An 18,872-nucleotide genomic window follows, 5' to 3' on the forward strand; every position below is an offset into this window, starting at 1 on the left:
GCCCCGCCTCACGAACCCGGGAAGAAGATGGCGTCCTGCTGGCTGCGGTAGGTCTCGACCTCGGCGCCGCCGCCGTCGAGCTTCCACATCCGGTACGCCAGGCGCAGGTGCAGGCTGCCGCCGATGCGGCGCCGACGCAGCACCGTCAGCCGGGTGAAGAAGCGCTCGCCGAGCAGCACCGGCGCCGAGTAGCGCGCCTCGCTGATGCGCACCCCGTGGCCGCGCCAGCCGGCGTCGATCAGCCCGCGCCGGCGCAGGAACACGCAGGCCGCCTGGCCGGTCAGCCCGATCACCAGCTCGCCCGGCAGGTGATGCGGCCACTTCGGGGTCGTCCGCTGCTCGCGCACGCCCGGATCGTCGAGGGTGAGCGTCTTCTCGAACACGCAGCCGTGCTCGTCCTCCTCGATCAGCGCGTCGAAGAGCACCGGCATCGGGGCGAGCGGATCGAGCTCGCGGCGGGGAACGGGAAGACTCATGCGGAGTCCGTCACCATGGAGGCACGGAGGCAGACAGACGTCTCCGTGGTGAAGGAATCACACCGACTTCTTGAGAGCGATCCGATCCAGGTAGCACTGCCGCACCAGGGCGCAGTCGCGCAGGAAGTGGTCGAGCTCGGGCAGCAGCAGCGCCTGCGGGCCGTCGCACAGCGCCTCCTCGGGGCGCGGATGGAAGTCGACCAGCACCATGTTGGCGCCGGCGACGATGCCCTGGGCGGTGACGTGGTGGATGTCGAGCAGCCCGTCCGGCGCCGCGACCTTCTTGCCCACCGAGTGCGACGGGTCGATGCACACCGGCAGGCGGGTCAGTCGCCGCACCACCGGCACGTGCGCGAAGTCGACGAAGTTGCGGTGCGGGTCGCCGAAGTTGGTCTTCATGCCGCGCAGGCAGATGATGATGCGGTTGTTGCCGCCCGAGGCGATGTACTCGCAGGCGTTCAGCGACTCGTCGAGGGTGATGCCCATGCCGCGCTTGAACAGCACGGGGAAGTCCTGCTGCGACCCCGCGACCTTCAGCAGCTCGAAGTTCTGCGCATTGCGGGTGCCGATCTGGATCATCACGCCGGTGGCGTTGCCGCAGGCGCGCAACGCCTCGCGGATCTCGTCGAGCTGCGACTCGTGGGTGATCTCCATCGCGATCACCTTCTGGTCGTACTTGCCGGCGAGCTCGAAGAGGTAGGGCAGGCACTGCTTGCCGTGGCCCTGGAAGTCGTAGGGGCTGGTGCGCGGCTTGTAGGCACCGGCGCGCGTCGTCTGGATGCCCGCCGCCTGCAGCGCCCTGAACATCGCTGCGACGTTCTCGCGCGTATCGACCGCGCACAGGCCGGGGAAGACGTGGAAGGTGTCCTGGCTGAAGCGGACGCCGTTGTACTCGAAGCCGAACGCCTCGGCGCCATCGTGGCGGCCGATCGACCGGTAGCGCTCGCGGATGCGGATCGTCTTCTCGACCGCCGGGAACTCGTCGAACGGCTCCTGCGGCACCTGGGTCGTCGGCCCGAGGAGATAGATCTCGATCAGCGACCGGGTCGCGCCCTCGATCTGCCGCACCTCGGCGTGGATCCCCGGGTAGCGCTCGGCCAGCTTGATGACCTGCTGGACCTCCGGCGAATCCGGCCGGATGTCCGATTTCATGACGATGATCATGCGCCGCTCTTAGCGGACCGGGCGCGGCGCGGCCAAGCCAGGCACGCCGCGAGGCACCAGCGCGGGCGCGGCCCGCTCGGCCCTTCGGCGACGGCAACCCCGGATCTGACGACGCGTGGCTGCGCGTGCACCCGGCATCCAGGAAGCGGCTGGGTCGGTGGCGGTTGACTCCACTCGCTGTTGCGGATAGATTCCTAAGTAAGAGTAATACGCAACTAGGAATCGATGGCGAACAAGGCACGAAGCACGGTCGCGCAGCGGCTCGAGAACCTGCGGACGGTCGCCAAACAGGCGGGCGTCAAGTTGACGCATCAGCGGCTCGAGATCTTTCGCGAGCTGGCGGCCACGGAAGAGCACCCGGGCGCCGACGCCATTTTCCGCGCGGTGCAGCAGCGAATGCCCACCGTGTCGCTCGACACGGTGTACCGGACCTTGTGGATGCTGCACGACCTGGGACTGGTCGCGACGCTCGGCCCGGAGCGCCAGGGTGTTCGCTTCGACGCCAACCTCGACCAGCACCACCACTACATCTGCGTGCGCTGCGGCCTCGTGCGCGACTTCGAGAGCGCCGATCTGAACGCCCTGCACGTGCCCGACGCCGTGAAGGAATTCGGCAGCGTCGCCGACGCCCATGTCGAGGTGCGCGGCGTGTGCGCGACATGCCTGGCGCAGCCGACCGCCGCCCCTGCCGAAACGGCCGCAGCCGCCCCACCCCCGAGCAAGAGGAGCCCGTCATGAGCGAGCAGAGATCCGCCACCCCCGACGACCACCATCCCGCGACCGCCGCCTGCCCCGTGCTGCACGGCGGCAATACCACCCTCGGCAGCTCCGTGACCGCATGGTGGCCCAAGACACTGAACCTGGACATCCTCCATCAACACGACCGCAAGTCCGATCCGTTCGGTCCCGACTTCAACTACCGCGAGGAGCTGAAGAAGCTCGACGTGGCGGCGCTGAAGCGGGATCTGCGCGCGCTGCTGACTGACAGCCAGCCGTGGTGGCCAGCGGATTGGGGCCACTACGGCGGCCTGATGATCCGCATGGCCTGGCACGCCGCCGGCACCTATCGCGTCGCCGACGGCCGCGGTGGCGCCGGCACCGGCAACCAGCGCTTCGCCCCCCTCAACTCCTGGCCGGACAACGCCAACCTCGACAAGGCCCGCCGCCTGCTGTGGCCGATCAAGAAGAAATACGGCAATCGCATCAGTTGGGCCGACCTGATCGTCCTCGCCGGCACCATCGCCTACGAGTCCATGGGCCTGAAGACCTTCGGCTTCGGCTTCGGCCGCGAGGACATCTGGCATCCCGAAGAGGACATCGACTGGGGCGCCGAGAAGGAATGGCTCGCCGCCAATCGGTACGAGGGGAAGGGCCGCGATCCGCTCGACAATCCGCTGGCCGCGGTGCAGATGGGCCTCATCTACGTCAACCCCGAGGGGGTCAACGGCCAGCCGGACCCGCTTCGCACGGCGCAGGACGTGCGGCTGACCTTCGCGCGCATGGCCATGAACGACGAGGAGACGGTCGCGCTCACCGCCGGCGGCCACACGGTCGGCAAGTGCCACGGCAACGGCGACGCGAGCCGGCTCGGACCGAGCCCGGAGGCGGCCGACGTCGCCGAGCAGGGTCTCGGATGGCGCAATCCGGCCGGCAAGGGCTGCGGAGGCGACGCGGTCACCAGCGGCCTGGAGGGCGCCTGGACGACCCATCCGACGCGCTGGGACAACGGCTATTTCCACATGCTGTTCTCCCACGAGTGGGAGCTGAGGAAGAGCCCCGCGGGCGCCTGGCAGTGGGAGCCCGTGACCATGCGCGAGGAGGACAAGCCGGTCGACGCCGCGAACCCGTCGATCCGTCGCAACCCGATCATGACGGACGCCGACATGGCGATGATCAAGGATCCCGCCTACCGCAAGATCGCGCAGCGGTTCCACGAGGACCCGGCGTATTTCTCCGAGGTCTTCGCCCGCGCCTGGTTCAAGCTGACGCACCGCGACATGGGGCCGAAGGCGCGCTACCTCGGTCCCGATGTGCCGCAGGAGGATCTGCTCTGGCAGGACCCGGTGCCAGCCGGCAACGCCAACTACGACGTCGGCGCCGTGAAGGCGCGCATCGCCGCCAGCGGCCTGTCGATCAGCGACATGGTGACCACCGCATGGGACAGCGCCCGCACCTTCCGCGGCTCCGACATGCGCGGCGGCGCCAACGGCGCGCGCATCCGCCTGGCGCCGCAGAAGGACTGGGAGGGCAACGAACCCGCCCGCCTCGCCCGCGTGCTCGCCGTGCTCGAGGGCATCGCCGCGGCGACCGGCGCGAGCATCGCGGACGTGATCGTGCTGGCGGGCAACGTCGGGGTCGAGCAGGCAGCGCGCGCGGCGGGCGTCGAGATCACCGTGCCGTTCACGCCGGGACGCGGTGACGCCACCGAGGCGATGACCGATGCGGCGTCCTTCGCCGTGCTCGAGCCGATTCACGACGGATACCGCAATTGGTTGAAACAGGACTACGCCGTCAGCGCCGAGGAGTTGCTGCTCGATCGCACGCAGCTCATGGGCCTCACCGCCCCGGAGATGACGGTGCTCGTCGGTGGCATGCGCGTCCTCGGCACCAACCACGGCGGCACGCGGCACGGCGTGTTCACCGATCGCGTCGGGGTCCTCACCAACGACTTCTTCGTCAACCTGACCGACATGCGCTACACCTGGGTGCCGGCCGCGAACGGCCTGTTCGAGGTGCGCGAGCGCGCCACGGGCGCGGTGAAATGGACCGCCACCCGGGTCGATCTCATCTTCGGCTCCAACTCGATCCTGCGCGCCTATTCCGAGCTCTACGCGCAGGACGACAGCAGGGAGAAGCTCGTCCGCGACTTCGTCGCGGCGTGGAGCAAGGTGATGGACGCGGACCGCTTCGACGTCACCGCGCGGACGTGAGGACGCGCCGTGCCCCTGCTCCGGCAGGGGCACGGCCATGCCCGACCGGGTGCGAGCCATAGTTGGCGTCGGTGGTGGAACCCGTGGCGTACTGCCAGCCCGCCCGCTTCTACAACAGGCGTCCGAGCAGCGCTGGCACGGCCTGTTCGACGCGCAGCGGCCGCGGCCCGAGGCTGACCGCGACGCACCCGGCGCGCGTGAGGGCCTCGATCTCGTAGGGGATGAAGCCGCCCTCCGGACCGATGGCGAGCGTGACGTGCGTGGCGACGCCGCGCGGGCACGCGCTGGCGGCCGGCGGATGCGCGACCAGGCCAAGCGATCCGGCGAGCAGCCCCGGCAGCTCGTCCTCGACGAACGGCTTGAAGCGGCGCCGCAGGGCGATGCGCGGCAGGACGGTGTCGCCGCCCTGCTCGAGCCCGAGCACGACCTGCTCGCGCAGCGCCGCCGGCGCCAGCGCCGGGCTCTCCCAGAAGCTCTTCTCGACCCGCCAGGTGTTGAGCAGGACGATGTCCTTCACGCCGAAGGCCGCCGCGCCCTGCAGCACGCGGCGCAGCGCTTTGGGCCGCGGCAGGGCCAGCAGCAGGCGGACCGCCGCTGGCGCCGGCGGCGCGGCGTCGAGGCGGATGGCGGAGAGGACCAGCGCCTCGTCATCGAGCGCGGCGACGATGGCCGTGCCGATTCCGCCGTCCAGCCGCCCGACGCGCAGGCGGTCGCCGACGGCGGCGCGGTGCACCGCGCGCACGTGCCGGGCCCGCCGGCCGTCGAGCCGCGCCTGGTCGGCGGCGAGAAAATCGTCGTCCTCGAGCAGCAGGAGATTCACGGCGCGATCTTCCCATCGGCGCCGCGCGGCGTCGAACGGCGCGACGTCGAACGGTTGACACGCCGGCGCGGCGCGGCCTAGCACCGCAAGCCATGCGCCGCGCCGCCGTGTTCCTGCTCGCCCTCGCCGCCGCCGCCTGCGGGCGCGGCAGTTACACCGTCCAGCCGAACGGACCGGAGCGCGTCGACTACTCGCCGGCGGAACGGATCCGGGTGATGCTGCCGCCGGCGGGCTCGCAGGGCGACGAGGGCGGGCGCATCGTCTCCGGCCGCGTCGTGCAGGTGCTGCAGCAGACCCACGCCGACGTGCAACTGATCGCCAGCAGCGATCGCGCCGCGGCGCTCGCCGACGCCGCCGCGGCGCACGCGGCCTACCTCATCGCGCCGGCGGTGACCCTGTGGGTCGAGGGCCTGGCGCCGCCGTTCACCGCCGACCAGCTCGGCGTCCGCCTCGAGCTCATCGACGTCGCCACCGGCACGGTGGTCAACACCGCCACCTATTCCAACACCAGCTCCGTCTTCACCGTCAGCGAGGCTCCGCCCTCCTCCCTGCTCGACGCGCGCTTCGACGACGCCGTCCGCGCCCTCATCGGATCGGCGCGCCGCTGACGCGATCCGGTGGGCGCCGCGCGCTGCATCCTCGCGTTCGCCTGCGCGCTCGCCGCGGCGCCGCCGGCCGGCGCGGTGTCGTTGCGCCCCCAGTATGCCGTGCGCGCGACCATCGAACCGGCGGCGCCGCAGCTCGACGGCACCGTGGAAGTGGCGTTCACCAACCACGCCGCGCGCCCCCTCCACGACGCGGTCTTCCTGCTCTTCGCCAACCGCTTCGCCGCGCCCGACACCGACCTCAACGACTTCACCCGCTCCCTGGTCTATCCCGACCTGGAGTTCCATCCCGGCGGGCTCGAGCTGCTCGAGGTGCGCGACGGCGGCGTGCCGACCCAGGTCACGCCGCTGCCGGTGGCCGGGCTGCCCGAGGGCACCTTCGTCAGCGTGGCGATCGCGCCGCTGGCGCCGGGCGAGACGCGGACGCTGACGCTCGCCTTCCGCACCACCCTGCCACCGCGCTTCGGCACCTTCGGCGCCGTCGAGGACCAGCTCACGGCAATCGGCGGCTGGTATCCGTCGCTCGTCCCGCTCGCCGACGACGGCACCTGGACGATCGCCTCGGCGCCGCCGCTCGCCGACTTCGACGTCACGCTCACGCCCGCCGCCGGCCTCGACGTCATCCTCAATGGCCGTTACCTGCCCGCCGGCGCGCCGCTCGTCCACGCCACCGTCCCCGCCGTGCACGACCTGACCCTGGTGGCGGCGCCGCGCTTCGCCAGCGCCGCCGCGCAGGCGGACGGCGCCACCATCCGCTACTACTACCGCCCGCCGGCGCGCGGCCTGCGCATCGCCTTCGGACCGTCGCTCCCCGACGTCGTGCTCGAGACGTTGCGCACCATCGTCGCGCTGCGCCCGCCGGTCGTCCCGGCGCCGGCCGGCGAGCTGGTGGTGGTGGCGGCGCCGCTGCGCGTCGATCTCGACGCCAACGGCGAGGGCGACGTCATCGTCAGCGACAAGCTGCTCGAGCTGCAGAGCGCCGTGCGGCCGTTCCACGAGCTGCACCTGGCGCAGGCCGTGTACCAGGAGCTGCTGCGCCCGCAACTCGCCCGCCGCGAGTCGGCGCGCGACTACCCGTGGGTGAGCGAGGGCGTGTCGCGCCTGCTCGCCTACCGGTACATGGACGTGGTCCTGCCGGAGCGCCGCTCGGTCTACGACTGGATCGAGCTGTTCAACGTCTTCGCGATCGTCGACCGCTTCGAAGCGACGCCGAACATCGCCTTCACCGGCGCCTTCTTCGAGAACGCGAAGCAGGCGGACCCGATGCACGCCGAGGTGTGGAGCGTCACCGACGCGGGCCCGCCCGGGCGCGTCGTGCTCGGCAAGCTGCGGACGCAGGTGGGACCGGCGGCGTTCGATCCGCTGCTCGACCGCTGCCTCTCCGCGCCGCAGCCGCTGCGCGATTGCCTGGCGGCCGGCGCGCCGGACCAGCCGGTGGCGGCACGCCTCGAGACCTGGCTGGGCCCGTACCCGGCGATCGACTATCGGGTGGAACAGACGGCGTTCAACGTCCGCGAGGGCGACCGCTACCGCAACACGGTCGCCGTCCGCCGCGTCAGCTCGCGCCCGTTCCCCGAGCCGGTGACGATCCGCCTGCGCTCCATCGGCGGCGAGCACGTGGACGTGCAGTGGAAGAGTCCCGGCGACGTCGCCCTGGTATCGGCGACCACCGAGGGCCACGTCTACCAGGCGATCGTCGATCCCGATCGCCAACTGATCGACGACGACCGCGCCAACAATGCCTGGCTGCCGCGGCTGCAGGTGGTCGTCGACTCCGCCGACGTCGCGGTGACCTCCACCGAGTTCGCCATCGGCGCCCTGGCGCTGGCCCGCCTGCGCTACGACTACTCCAAGGACGTCGGCCTCACCGCCTTCTACACCAACCGCGGCATCGGCTTCGCGGTCGGCCCCCGCCTGCACTGGGGCGAGCCGGTGGACAACGCGCGCTTTCGCCACAACCTCTACGGCTTCTACACCTTCACGTCGCTCGACCGCTCGTTCACCGACGATCGCCATCCCGACGTCCGCACCGGCGGCCAGCTCGGCGGCATCGGCGCCCGCTACGACTACACCAACGTCTTCTGGGGCGACGCGCCGACCAGCCAGCGCCGGCTGCGGCTGTTTGCCGACTGGTTCGACACGAATCTGGGCAGCGACTACGGCTACCTCGACTGGGGCTATCTCGCCTCCGCCACGCTGCCGCTCGGCACGCCCCGCACCGTCGCCGCCGCCGAGATCGTCAACGGCTTCAGCGAGCCCTTCAACAGCCTGGTGCCGAACCAGGGCCTCTACAGCCTCGGCGGCGAGCGCACCATCCGCGGCATCAGCGCCGAGGCGCAACTGGCGCGCAACGTCTTCGTGCTGCGCAGCGAGCTGCGCCAGGTGCTGACCCCGGATCTCGACTTCAACCTGCACGACATCGTCGTCCTGCGCCGCATCAGCACCCGCCTGCTCTTCGACACCGGGCAGACGAGCAATTCCGCCGGGCGCATCTACGACCTGCCCACCTGGGCGATGGGCGCCGGCGCCGGCATCGGCATCACCTACGACTTCTTCGGCTTCTTCTCCGCCGCCGCCTACCTCGACCTCGCCACCCGCCTCGATCGGAACCAGGGCGACGTCCAGGTCCTCTTCGGCTCGGCGCAGTCGTTCTGATCCGAGTCCGCGCCGCGCGCGCCGGGCAACGCTGGAGCCCGCCGCGTCCTGCACGCGCCGCGCGCAATGGCCTTCTTGCGGCTGTTCGCGCCGGTCGATTAAGGGAGGGGCATGGATCGCGAGCAGCTCAAGCAGCGGTTGAAGGTGATGATCGTCGAAGGCCTCAAGCTGGAGGACAAGCGGCCGGAGGAGATCGACGACGCGGCGCCGATCTTCGTCGAGGGCCTGGGGCTCGATTCCATCGACGCGCTCGAGCTCGTGGTCCTGGTGGAGGACAACTTCCACGTCACCATTCCGGACGAGGACGTCGGCCAGCGCGCCTTCGCCTCGATCGATGCCCTGGCCGACTTCATCGCCAGCGCCGGCTGAGCCGCGGCGCATGCGGTGGGGCGGCGGCGGGCTGCTGCTGTTGCTGCTGGCGGGCGCGGCGGGCGCGGCGCCGTGCGATTCCACCGCGACGTGTCTCGCGGCGCTGAACGCCGCGCAGGCGGCGACGCGCAGCGTCGATGCCCGCTTCGTGCAGACCAAGCACGTGTCGCTGCTCGACCAGCCGCTGATCTCCACCGGCCGCTTCCGCTTCCGCCGCCCCGACCACGTGCGGCTCGACATCGAGACCCCACGCCCGAGCACCATCCTCATCGCCGGCCGCGCGGTGACCATTCCCGGCCTGCCGCCCAGCGAGCAGCGCGCCCTCGCCGACAGTCCGATGGCGGCGATGTTCACCGAGCTCGGCGCGGTGTTCGCCGGCAACCTCGACCGCGCGCCGGCGCACTTCGCCATCGTCGCGCGCGCCGACGGCGACGACATCGAGGTGACGCTCACCCCGACCGCCCCCGACTTCCAGCGCCTGTTTCGCGCCATCACCCTGCGCTTCGCCGGCGCCGCGCCGACGGTGCGATCGATGCGCCTCGACGACGAGCTCGGCGACCGCCTCGAGGTCGAGCTGCGCGACGTCGCGTACAACGTCGATCTGCCGGATGCCCTCTTCGCCCAGCCGTGACCGGCGCCGAGCACGCGCCGCCGCCGTGCTGCTCGCCCTCCTGGCCGGCTGCCTCCGCCCGGCGAAGCCGCCGCCGGCGCCGCCCGGCGACCCGCTGACCGCCCTGCGCCAGCGCACCGCCGCGCTGCGGACGCTGCGCGCCGCCTTCGACGTCGTCGTCCACGTCGGCGCCGACGAGCGCCGCGCCACCGGCGTCCTGCTGGTGCGGCCGCCCGACGATGCGCGCATGCGCCTGGTCGCCCCCTTCGGCATGACCGTGTTCGACGGCCTGCGCACCGGCGGCCGGACGTACGTCACCGCGCCGCTGGCGTCGGGCGACGACCCCACCTCGCTGCGCGCCATGCGCTTCGGTCCCGGCGACTCGGTCCTCTTCGGCGCCGGCGCCGGCGCCTGTCGCGCCGCCGAGCCGCGCGACGGGCAGACGATCTACTGGTGCGGGGCGCCGCCGACCCGCTGGGTGGCGATCGATCCGGCCACCGCCACGCTCGGCGCCGAAGGCGAGACCGTCGACGGCGAGCCGCTCGTCACCTGGGCGTACTCCGATTACCGCCTGGTCGACGGCCAACCGCTGCCGTTCCGGATCCGCATCGACTACCCGCGCGCGAACGTGACCGTCGACATCGCCGTCGAGCGCTACGAGGTGAACCCGCCGCTGCGCGACGACCAGTTCGTCCCGCCCCCCCAGGAGGACCGCGCCGCCGCGCGGCCGCCGGCATGAGCGCGCCCCGCTGGGCGGCGCTCATCGAGCGTCACTACCGCGCCGTCCTCGTCGCCTCGTTGCTGCTCGGCGCGGCGGCGGCGCTGTCGCTGACGCGCCTGCGCCTCGACGTCGACGTGCTCGGGATGCTGCCGCGCGGCGAGCCGGCGTTCGACGACTTCAAGACCTTCGTCGCCGACTTCGGCGAGCTCGACGAGCTGCTCATCCTGGTCGACGGGCCGCGGCCGGCGCGCGAGCAGGTCGCCGCGGCGCTGACCGCGGCCCTGGCACGGGTCGACGGCATCGCGAGCGTCCAGGGGCGGATCGACACCGCGACCGCGGCGGAGGCGCTGCTCGGGCGCTATCTCGCCAACTACATTCCGCTCGCCGACCACGACGAGCTGCGCCAGCGCCTGACGCCCGACGGCATCGCGGCGCAGCTCGCCGCCGACAAGGCGCTGCTGGCGGCGCCGTTCGACCTCAGCCTGGCGCGCGCCGTCAGCGAGGACCCGCTCGGGCTGCGCCGCATCGCCGGGCGCCACCTCGCGGCGGCGGCGGGTGACGCGCTGCCCGACCTCGCCGGCGGGTATCTGACGGCGCGCGACGGCGAGGCCCTGCTGCTCATTGCGCGCCCCACGGGGTCGGCGTTCGACGGCGCCTTCACCGCCCGGCTGCTCTCGGGGGTCGACCGCGCCATCGCGACCGCGCGCGCCGCCGTGCCCGACGCGCCGGTCCGCGTCGCCCTCACCGGTAGCTACGTCTTCGCCCAGGAGGACGCGGCGACGCTGAAGGCCGACATCCAGCGCTACACGCTGCTGTCCCTGCTCGGCGTGCTGGCGGTGTTCTGGTTCGGCTACGGCAATCTGCGCGTCCTGCCGTTCGTCGCCTACCCGCTGCTGCTGAGCACCCTGCTCGCCTTCGCCGTGTCGCTGCTGCTCTACGACCAGCTCAACGCTCTGTCGCTCAGCTTCGCCGCCATCCTCTACGGCCTGTCGATCGATTCCGCGATCCACTTCTACGGCCGCCTGCTGGAGGCGCGGCAGCGCCACCCCGGCGAGGCGCGCGCCGCCATCGCCGAGACGCTCGCCAGCCTCGGCTGGGCGAACGTCGCCGGCTCCGGCACCACCGCGGCGGCGTTCCTGGTGATCGCGCTCTCCTGCCTGGCGGTGGTCCAGCAGCTCGGCATCCTGACCACCATCGGCATGCTGATCACCCTCGGCGAGTTCTTCGTGCTCTACCCGGCGCTCGGCTTCCTGCTCCTGCGGCACGGCGCCGCCCTGCCGCCGGCGCGCGACACGCCCCGCCTCGGCGCCTGGGCCGCCGCCGCCCAGCGCCGCGCCGCGCTGGTGCGCGGCATCCTGGTCCTGGTGGCGATCGGCGGCGTCCTCGGCGCGCTGCGGGTGCCGCTCGACCCGTCGCTGCGGCGCCTGCGCCCGACCGATTCGCCGGCGCTGCGCGTGCAGGAGGAGATCGCCGCCCGCTTCACCCGCTCCGATCGCGCCGGCGCGGTGCTGGTGGCCGGCGCCGACACCGAGGCGGCGTTGGTCGCCGGCGAGGCGGTGGCGGCGCGCCTGCGCGCCTATCGCGACGAGGGCGTGCTGGCGAACCCGCAGACCATCGACGCGCTGCTGCCCTCGGCCGCGGTGCAGCGCCGCCGCCTGGCCGCGTACGATGCGCTGCCGCGCGACGCCGCGCTGGCCGCCCTCGACCCGGCGCTGCGCGCCGCCGGATTCGACCCCGCGCGCTTCGCCGGCTTCAAGGCCGCCTTCGCCGCCCCGCGCGACGAGATCGTCACCCTCGCGACCCCGGCGCTCGCTCCGTTCGCGCCGGTGATCGAGCGCCACGTCCGCGAGCACGCCGGCGGCGCCGCCATGGTCGCGAGCTACGCCGAGCCGGCGGCGGGACACGACTGGAGCGCCATCGCGACCCGCCTCCGCGCCGACCTGCCCGATCTGCCGCTCGCGGTGGCGGCGCGCTCGCTGCTCGAGGAGCGCCTGCGCGGCGTGCTCGAGCGCGAGCTGCTCGCCTTCATTGCCCTCGCCGTGGTCGCCAACTTCGCCCTGCTCGCGCTGGCGCTCGGCGACCTGCGTGATGCCGCCGCCGTGCTCGCGCCGGTGTTGCTGGTGGTGGTCGCCGTCTTCGCGCTGATGGCGGCCGGCGGCATGGCGGTGGATCCGGTCAATCTCGTGGTCACGCCGCTGCTGCTCGGGATCGGCGTCGACAACGGCGTCTACGTGCTGAACGCCAGCCGCGAGCTCGGCGGCGCCGGCCCGGCCGTGCGAAGCTGCGGCCGCGCCATCTGCGTCACCTCCGGCACCACCATCGCCGGCTTCGGCGTCCTGGCGCTCTCCACCTATCCACCGCTGGCGGCGCTCGGATCGCTGATGGTCGTCGGGCTCGCGCTCGCCCTCGCCGCCGCGATCGTCGCGCTGCCGGCGCTGATGCGGCGGACGGGTTGACAGCTCGCGCGACGGGTGGCCTGTCTGACCTTCCGTGTCCGCCGTCGTGAACGTCCCCCGCGATGAGGTGCTGCGCGCCGCCGTCGAGCGCGCGCGCCGCAGCCCGTTCTACGCCACGCATCTCGCCGGCCACACCCTGCGCGGCCGCGCCGACCTCGCCAGCCTGCCGCTGACGCGCAAGACCGACCTGCGCGACGCCACTCCGTTCGGCATGCTGGCGGTGCCGCCGCACCGCGCCTGGCACTACCACGAGACCAGCGGCACCACCGGCGAGCCGATCTCCACCTGGTGCGGGCTCACGGAGCTGCGCGCCATGGCGGCGATCGTCCAGCGCATGGTGCCGGAGCTGGCACGCGAGACCATCCTGCTGAACCGCTTCCCGCTCTTCGCCCCGGTCTCGTTCGTGTTCGAGGAGGCGCTGCGCCAGGCCAACGCCTGCCACATCGCCGCCGGCACCATGAGCTGGGACGTGCCGTTCGGTCGCGCCGTCGACTTCATCCGCCGCCTCGGCGTCACCGCCATCTCCAGCCTGCCGCTCGAGCCGGTGCTGCTGCACGACCTGGTGACCGACGCCGGCCTCGACCCGGCCGAGGTCTTCCGCACCGTGCAGGTCGTGTTCTGCGGCGGGGCCGTGCTGCCGCCGGCGCTGCGCCGCATCATCGAGCACGACTGGCAGGCGCGGGTGGTCGAGATCTACGGCTCGAACGAGACCATGCTGATGGGCGTCGGCTGCCCGCGCGGGCGCCTGCACCTCTGCAACGAGCTGCTCGAGCTCGAGGTGCTGGATCCGCGGACGCACGCGCCGGTCGCCGCCGGCGCGCGCGGCGTGCTCACCATCACCAGCCTGGTGCACGAGGTGATGCCGTTGGTGCGCTACGTCACCGGCGATCTGGTGCGCCTCGATCCGGCCGGCTGCGACTGCGGCCACGGCGGCCCGGTGGGCGAGGTGTTCGGGCGCGCCGGCGACGAATTCACCTATGGCGACCGCGCCACCACGCCCTACGAGCTGCTCGACGCCGCCTACGACTTCGCCGATCGGCTCGGCACGCGCGTCTTCTTCGTCCTGGCGCGGCCGCGCACCATGCACCTGCTGGTCGAGGTGCGCGACCCCTCGACGGCGCGCGACGCCGCCGCCGAACGGGCCCTGCGCGAGCGCCTCGGCGTGCCGCTGGTCATCGAGTACCTCGGCCACAACGAGGTGCTCGACCGCAGCGCCCTGTACCGCGGGCCGAAGATCTACAAGCCGTCGGTGATCAGCGACTGGCGCGGCGACGGACGCAAGACCATCACCATCATGGAAGCCCTGCTCGAATGGCCGCGCTACGACCTGCGCACCCTGCTCCACCTCGGCCGCCGCCAGTTCCGCAACGCCCGCCGCCGCTCGCGCCTGGCGAAGGAGGATCGGGGATAGCGCACCGCGCCCGCGGACGCCCGTCCTCGGGTCAGGATCCGGTCAGGGCGCGCAGGCCGTCGAGCACGGGCCAGACCTCGACGCCGTTGTCGAAGCGCTGGCGTCGATCGCCGCGATAGAGGATCCACAGTCGCACCGGCTTGCGGTCGCCGGCCACCGCGCGCAGCGACAGCAGGCCGCGCGTATCCGCGGGCCCCACCTGCCGGCCGTGCTTGATCTCGACGCTTGCGGGCGCTCGATCCCGTCAGGATGAAGCGCGGAGCCGGCGAGCGGTCGATCAGCGACTGAATGGTATTGAGGAGCGACGGCAGCCGCTGAACCTCGTCGACGACGACCAGCCGTCGTGGCGGCCCGGCGGCGAGCTCACGGCGCAGGCGCGCCGGATCCTTGGCATACGACAGGTACTCCGCCTCATCGGCGAGATCGACGTAGAAGTCCGGGTCCAGGGAGCGGCAGAGAGTCGACTTGCCGACCTGCCGCGGCCCGAGCAGCAGCACGCTCTTGCGGCCCGCGGCGATGCGCGCGCGGAGCAGTCGGTCTCGCATGTGGGGCATATACGTCGTAAATGACCCACCTGCCACCTGCGCGGTCGGCGGTGCGTTTCCACACCCCTTCTCTGCGACGGCGCGTCGACCGACCGCGGGACGCTGACGGGATCGCACCCCCGTGCAGAGCGACGCGGCGATCGCGCTTGGTTGCAAAATCCTCCCGCTCCGTGATGGTCGTGGCGGCATCCGGCTCATCGGGAGTCGGTGCCGCGCGGGTCGCGCGCGGCCAATGCCAGTCTTCTGGGGGGAACCGGATGATCCGATTCGATCGTAGTGTGCGCATCGCCGTCGCGGCAGCGGTGGCCCTGCTGGCGGCCGGCCGCGCGCCGGGGTTGAGCGCGGCCGACAAGTGCGAGGCGGACAAGCTCAAGCGCGCCGCCCTGTACGGCGCCTGCCGGCTCAAGGCGGAGTCGCAGGCGGTGAAGAAGGCGCTGCCGGCCGACTACACCAAGTGCGATGCCAAGCTCGGCCCCAAGTGGACGGCGGCGGAGACGAAGGCTGGCGGCCTGTGTCCGACCAACGGCGACCTCGCCATCATGCAGGGGTTCATCGGCCAGCATGCCGACGACGTCGCGACGGCGCTCGGCGGCGGCGGCCTGCCGACCTGTCCCGCCGACCTGGCGACCTGCGGCAACGATCTCGCCGCCTGTCAGGCGGAGCCGAGGGGCCAGCGGACCAAGACCCGACAGACCACCTGCTACAACGGCTCCGGCGGCGTCATCCCCTGCGCCGGCACCGGCCAGGACGGCGAGGTGCAGGCGGGGCTGACGGCGAGTTTCTCGGACAACGGCGACGGCACGGTGACCGATCAGCGCACCGGTCTGACCTGGGAGAAGTTGAGCGACGACGGCAGCGTCCACGACAAGGACACGTACGAGACGTGGGTCGATGCCTTCGCCAAGATCGACGCCCTGAACAGCGCGGTCTTCGCCGGCCACGCCGACTGGCGCCTGCCGAACGTCAACGAGCTGCAGAGCCTGGTGGACTACGGCGCCGGCGGCAGCCCGTGGGTGCACGCGCCGCTCAACGCCGGGTGCATGGCTGGATGCACCGTCCTCACCTGCTCGTGCACGGTGACGGGCGACTACTGGACGTCCACCACCGTCGGCAACGCCACGACCAACGCCTGGATCGTGGGCTTCGGCTCCGGTGGCGTCATTCCCGTGTTGAACAAGAACGGCTACGCTGCCATCCGCGCCGTGCGCGGCGGCGGCTCATGACCGGCGCGGCGGCGCCCTGGCTCGCCTCCGGCGCGCCGGGGGCGGACCCACAGCGAGGAGAACGACTCTGATGATCGGCTACGTCACCATCGGCAGCACGGACCTGGATCGCGCCTGCGCCTTCTACGACGGCCTGCTGGCCCTCGTCGGCGCCCGGCAGCTCATGGGCCTGGACCGGATCAAGTTCTACGGCACCGGCATGGACAAGCCGATGCTCGCCGTCTGCATCCCGTACGACGGCAATCCGCACCAGGTCGGCAACGGCAACATGGTCGCCATCCCCGGCGGCTCGCGCGCGGGCGTCGACGCGCTCTATGCCAAGGCCATGGAGCTCGGCGCCACGGACGAGGGGCCTCCGGGCGAGCGCATGCCGGTCTTCTACGGCGCCTACGTGCGCGATCCCGACGGCAACAAGCTCTGCTTCTTCGACATGAAGCTCGGCTGAGCGCGCGGCGCCGCCCCGGGAGACGGGACCCACGGTCCCCCGGGGGCGGCGCCCCCGCCGGCGAGCGAACGATTCACACGACCGGCGCCCATTCCTCCGGCGATCCCGTGCGGCTCGGCGGCGACGGCGGCGGTCGGAAACGCGGTGGCTCCGAGCATCGTCCGGCTCTGCCGCCGTGACGCCTTCCTCGGCACGGCACGCCCCATCGAACGATCGTGGACCCCCGCCCGCTGCTGATCATCGTCAACCCGGTCGCCCGCCGCGCGGCCCTGCCGGCCGGCGCGATGGTGCGCGAGACCGTCGGCGACGGCGCCGACGGCGAGCGCATCCGCGACTGGATCACGGCCCTGCGGCCGCGCGCGGCGGTGGCGGCCGGGGGCGACGGCACCGTGCGCGCGGTGGCCGGCGCGTTGATGGACGTCCCGGCCGCGGCGCGACCGCCGCTCGGCGTGCTGCCCCTGGGCACCGCCAACAACGTCGCCCGCGGGCTCGGGCTCGGCAACGTCGCCATCGCCACCGCGGCGCTGCGCGGCGCGGCGCCGCGCCCGCTCGATCTCGGGCGCGCCAACGGCACCTGGTTCGTCGGCTCCTGCGCCGCCGGGATGGACGCCGCGATCCTCGCCGCCCGCAACCGCTGGCGTGCGCGCTGGCCGATCGGGCGCGCGCTCGGTGGCTACCCGCTCTACCTGCTCGCCTGCGCGGCCGGACTGCTGCGCCATCGCCCGGTGCGGGCCACCATCGCCTGCGACGACGGCGCGCCGATCGTGCAGGCGGTGCACGACCTGCTCATCCTCAACATCGCGCTCTATGCCGGCGAGTTCCGCTTCGACACCGCCGACCACAGCGCCGACGGCCGGCTCGACCTGCACGCCTTCGCCGACGCCGGCGCCTACGTGCGCGGCTTCGTCACCGCCTGGCGCCGCCACCTGGGCGCCGCCGTGCCGCCGCCGCCGCTGCGCCGCGTCGCGCGGCTCGAGGTCCGCTTCGCCGCGCCGACGCGCCTGCAGATCGACGGCGAGGAAGGCGGCCTCACCGACGCGCTGGCGGTCGCGGTCGTGCCGGCGGCGCTCCGGGTCCTCGCGCCGGCCGCGGCGGCGCCCTCAGAATAGCGCCTCGACCGCGGCGACGATCTCGCGCGTCGACGCGAGCACGCGGTGCGCGCCCTCGAAGCGCCCGCCGCGGGTCATCCCGCGCGGCACGACGATGCAGCGCACGCCGGCGGCGCGCGCCGCCGCCAGCCCGCGCTCGGAGTCCTCGATCGCCACCGCCTCGTCGGGACGGCAGCCCGCGCGCGCCAGCGCGGTGAGGTACGGATCCGGGTGCGGCTTGCTGCGCGCGTAGTCGCGGTTGGTGATCGCGAACTCGAAGAATCGCAACAGGCCGCTGCCGGCGTGGATGACGTCGAAGTGCTCCGGGTTCGAGCTCGTCACCACCGCCAGCCGGGCGCGCGGCCGCAGCGCCTCCAGCACCTCGGCGATGCCGTCGAGCGGCGCCACGCCGGCCGACAGCAGCGCCGCGTAGCGCGCGTTGCGCCGCTGCCGCAGGATCTCGATCGCGGCGGCGTCGCAGCGGTCGCGCACCAGATCGAAGACGCTGCGCCCCTGGCGCAGGCTGAGATCGATGAACTGCGCCTCGCCGACCTCCACCCCGATGTCCGAAAGCACCTCGCGGGTCGCGGCGTAGTAGAGGTGCTCGGTATCCACCAGCACCCCGTCGTTGTCGAAGAAGATCGCTTTGACCACGCCTAGTCTCGATGAGACAAAAGACTCCTCACCAGGGAGGCACGGAGACACGGAGGGCTCGGTGCCATAGCGAAGGCGCGGGGCCTCTTCTCACTCCATTTCCAATGAACTTTGGGATGAACGCTGAGCGGTTTCGAGATCAGCACTCTCCGTGTCTCCGTGCCTCCGTGGTGAAAGTCTTTTTTCGAAGCAAGCCTAGATCGCCTTCCCCATGCTGATGCGCGGCTCCACCGCGTAGCCGAGCCGGGCGTAGAAGGCGACCACGGCGTCATTGCCGGCGACGATCTGCAGGTTGATCTTCGGGCAGCCGCGGGCGCGCAGCGCCGCCTCGGCCGCGCCCATCAGCGCGGTCGCGATGCCGCGCCGGCGCGCCGCGGGCGCGACCGCCAGGTGGTACACCCAGCCGCGGATGCCGTCATAGCCGAGCGCCACGGCGCCGACGACGCGCCGCCCGCGCACCGCCGCCAGGATGAGATCGTCCCGCCGCGCGCGCTTGCGGGCGAGGTAGGCGGCCGGCTGATTCCAGGCCCGCGCGTCGGGGAACACCGCCTCCCACAGCGCCCGCACGCCGGGGACGTCGGCCTCCTCGATGGCGCGGATGACCACCTCGCCCATCGCCAACGGCTACCGCGCCCATCCGCCGCATGCGACCGGATTCTCCACTCGTCGCGGATCCGGCTCCGCCCGCAGCGGCCGAGGC

At 72.5% G+C, this 18,872-nt stretch carries 18 protein-coding genes; 12 read left to right on the forward strand and 6 right to left on the reverse strand.

Annotated elements, in window-relative coordinates:
• Positions 1 to 8: 8 nt before the first annotated feature.
• Positions 9 to 476 (reverse strand): hypothetical protein, encoded by a 468-nt coding sequence (locus KF840_07315; GenBank protein MBX3024702.1) that lies wholly within the window; start codon positions 474 to 476, stop codon positions 9 to 11.
• A 57-nt stretch (positions 477 to 533) separates the two neighbouring features.
• Positions 534 to 1,640 (reverse strand): 3-deoxy-7-phosphoheptulonate synthase, encoded by a 1,107-nt coding sequence (locus tag KF840_07320; GenBank protein MBX3024703.1) that lies wholly within the window; start codon positions 1,638 to 1,640, stop codon positions 534 to 536.
• A 225-nt stretch (positions 1,641 to 1,865) separates the two neighbouring features.
• Between KF840_07320 and KF840_07325 the strand changes: the two genes are divergently transcribed.
• Together KF840_07325 and katG are read left to right on the forward strand one after the other, a co-directional pair.
• A complete protein-coding gene (locus KF840_07325) occupies positions 1,866 to 2,378 on the forward strand; it encodes a transcriptional repressor (GenBank protein ID MBX3024704.1) in 513 nt (170 codons plus the stop codon).
• Positions 2,375 to 4,570 carry a catalase/peroxidase HPI gene (gene katG, locus KF840_07330; protein MBX3024705.1) on the forward strand — a complete coding sequence of 732 codons (2,196 nt, stop codon included), beginning with the start codon at positions 2,375 to 2,377 and terminating at the stop codon, positions 4,568 to 4,570. The genes KF840_07325 and katG overlap by 4 nt, the downstream gene beginning before the upstream one ends.
• A 109-nt stretch (positions 4,571 to 4,679) precedes the next feature.
• Here katG and KF840_07335 read toward each other — a convergent pair whose 3' ends face one another.
• Entirely contained in the window at positions 4,680 to 5,390 is a 711-nt protein-coding gene (locus KF840_07335) for a 16S rRNA (uracil(1498)-N(3))-methyltransferase (GenBank protein MBX3024706.1), read from the reverse strand.
• Between the two features lie 92 nt (positions 5,391 to 5,482).
• On the opposite strand from KF840_07335, the gene KF840_07340 reads away from it, so the two are divergent.
• The 7 genes from KF840_07340 to KF840_07370 all read left to right on the forward strand — a co-directional run bounded on the left by KF840_07340 (position 5,483) and on the right by KF840_07370 (position 14,217).
• Positions 5,483 to 5,998 carry a DUF4823 domain-containing protein gene (locus tag KF840_07340; GenBank protein ID MBX3024707.1) on the forward strand — a complete coding sequence of 172 codons (516 nt, stop codon included), beginning with the start codon at positions 5,483 to 5,485 and terminating at the stop codon, positions 5,996 to 5,998.
• 9 nt (positions 5,999 to 6,007) lie between these two features.
• Positions 6,008 to 8,650: a hypothetical protein gene (locus KF840_07345; GenBank protein ID MBX3024708.1), complete on the forward strand. Its 2,643-nt coding sequence runs from the start codon at positions 6,008 to 6,010 to the stop codon at positions 8,648 to 8,650.
• 111 nt (positions 8,651 to 8,761) lie between these two features.
• Positions 8,762 to 9,019 (forward strand): acyl carrier protein, encoded by a 258-nt coding sequence (locus KF840_07350; protein ID MBX3024709.1) that lies wholly within the window; start codon positions 8,762 to 8,764, stop codon positions 9,017 to 9,019.
• Between the two features lie 10 nt (positions 9,020 to 9,029).
• Positions 9,030 to 9,650, forward strand: coding sequence for an outer membrane lipoprotein carrier protein LolA (locus tag KF840_07355; GenBank protein ID MBX3024710.1), 621 nt, complete (start codon positions 9,030 to 9,032; stop codon positions 9,648 to 9,650).
• 25 nt (positions 9,651 to 9,675) lie between these two features.
• The gene (locus KF840_07360) at positions 9,676 to 10,368 is read left to right on the forward strand and encodes a hypothetical protein (protein MBX3024711.1); all 693 of its coding nucleotides are present in this window, start codon (positions 9,676 to 9,678) and stop codon (positions 10,366 to 10,368) included.
• Positions 10,365 to 12,806: an MMPL family transporter gene (locus KF840_07365; GenBank protein MBX3024712.1), complete on the forward strand. Its 2,442-nt coding sequence runs from the start codon at positions 10,365 to 10,367 to the stop codon at positions 12,804 to 12,806. The genes KF840_07360 and KF840_07365 overlap by 4 nt, the downstream gene beginning before the upstream one ends.
• Before the next feature lie 34 nt (positions 12,807 to 12,840).
• Entirely contained in the window at positions 12,841 to 14,217 is a 1,377-nt protein-coding gene (locus KF840_07370) for a phenylacetate--CoA ligase family protein (GenBank protein MBX3024713.1), read from the forward strand.
• Here KF840_07370 and KF840_07375 read toward each other — a convergent pair.
• The gene (locus KF840_07375) at positions 14,127 to 14,762 is read right to left on the reverse strand and encodes an AAA family ATPase (GenBank protein MBX3024714.1); all 636 of its coding nucleotides are present in this window, start codon (positions 14,760 to 14,762) and stop codon (positions 14,127 to 14,129) included. The genes KF840_07370 and KF840_07375 overlap by 91 nt on opposite strands.
• 257 nt (positions 14,763 to 15,019) lie before the next feature.
• On the opposite strand from KF840_07375, the gene KF840_07380 reads away from it, so the two are divergent.
• From KF840_07380 to KF840_07390, 3 genes are all read left to right on the forward strand, one after another.
• A complete protein-coding gene (locus KF840_07380) occupies positions 15,020 to 15,985 on the forward strand; it encodes a DUF1566 domain-containing protein (GenBank protein ID MBX3024715.1) in 966 nt (321 codons plus the stop codon).
• 70 nt (positions 15,986 to 16,055) lie between these two features.
• Positions 16,056 to 16,430: a VOC family protein gene (locus KF840_07385; GenBank protein MBX3024716.1), complete on the forward strand. Its 375-nt coding sequence runs from the start codon at positions 16,056 to 16,058 to the stop codon at positions 16,428 to 16,430.
• Between the two features lie 215 nt (positions 16,431 to 16,645).
• Positions 16,646 to 17,539, forward strand: a complete 894-nt coding sequence (locus tag KF840_07390) for a hypothetical protein (GenBank protein MBX3024717.1) — start codon at positions 16,646 to 16,648, stop codon at positions 17,537 to 17,539.
• On the opposite strand, the gene KF840_07395 is transcribed toward KF840_07390, so the two are convergent.
• Both KF840_07395 and KF840_07400 read right to left on the reverse strand, forming a co-directional pair.
• Positions 17,531 to 18,172, reverse strand: a complete 642-nt coding sequence (locus KF840_07395) for an HAD family phosphatase (GenBank protein MBX3024718.1) — start codon at positions 18,170 to 18,172, stop codon at positions 17,531 to 17,533. The genes KF840_07390 and KF840_07395 overlap by 9 nt on opposite strands.
• A gap of 195 nt (positions 18,173 to 18,367) precedes the next feature.
• Positions 18,368 to 18,787, reverse strand: coding sequence for a GNAT family acetyltransferase (locus KF840_07400; protein ID MBX3024719.1), 420 nt, complete (start codon positions 18,785 to 18,787; stop codon positions 18,368 to 18,370).
• Between the last annotated feature and the right edge of the window lie 85 nt (positions 18,788 to 18,872).

The organism is bacterium, from assembly GCA_019637795.1.
Lineage (GTDB): Bacteria > Desulfobacterota > Binatia > HRBIN30 > CADEER01 > JAHBUY01.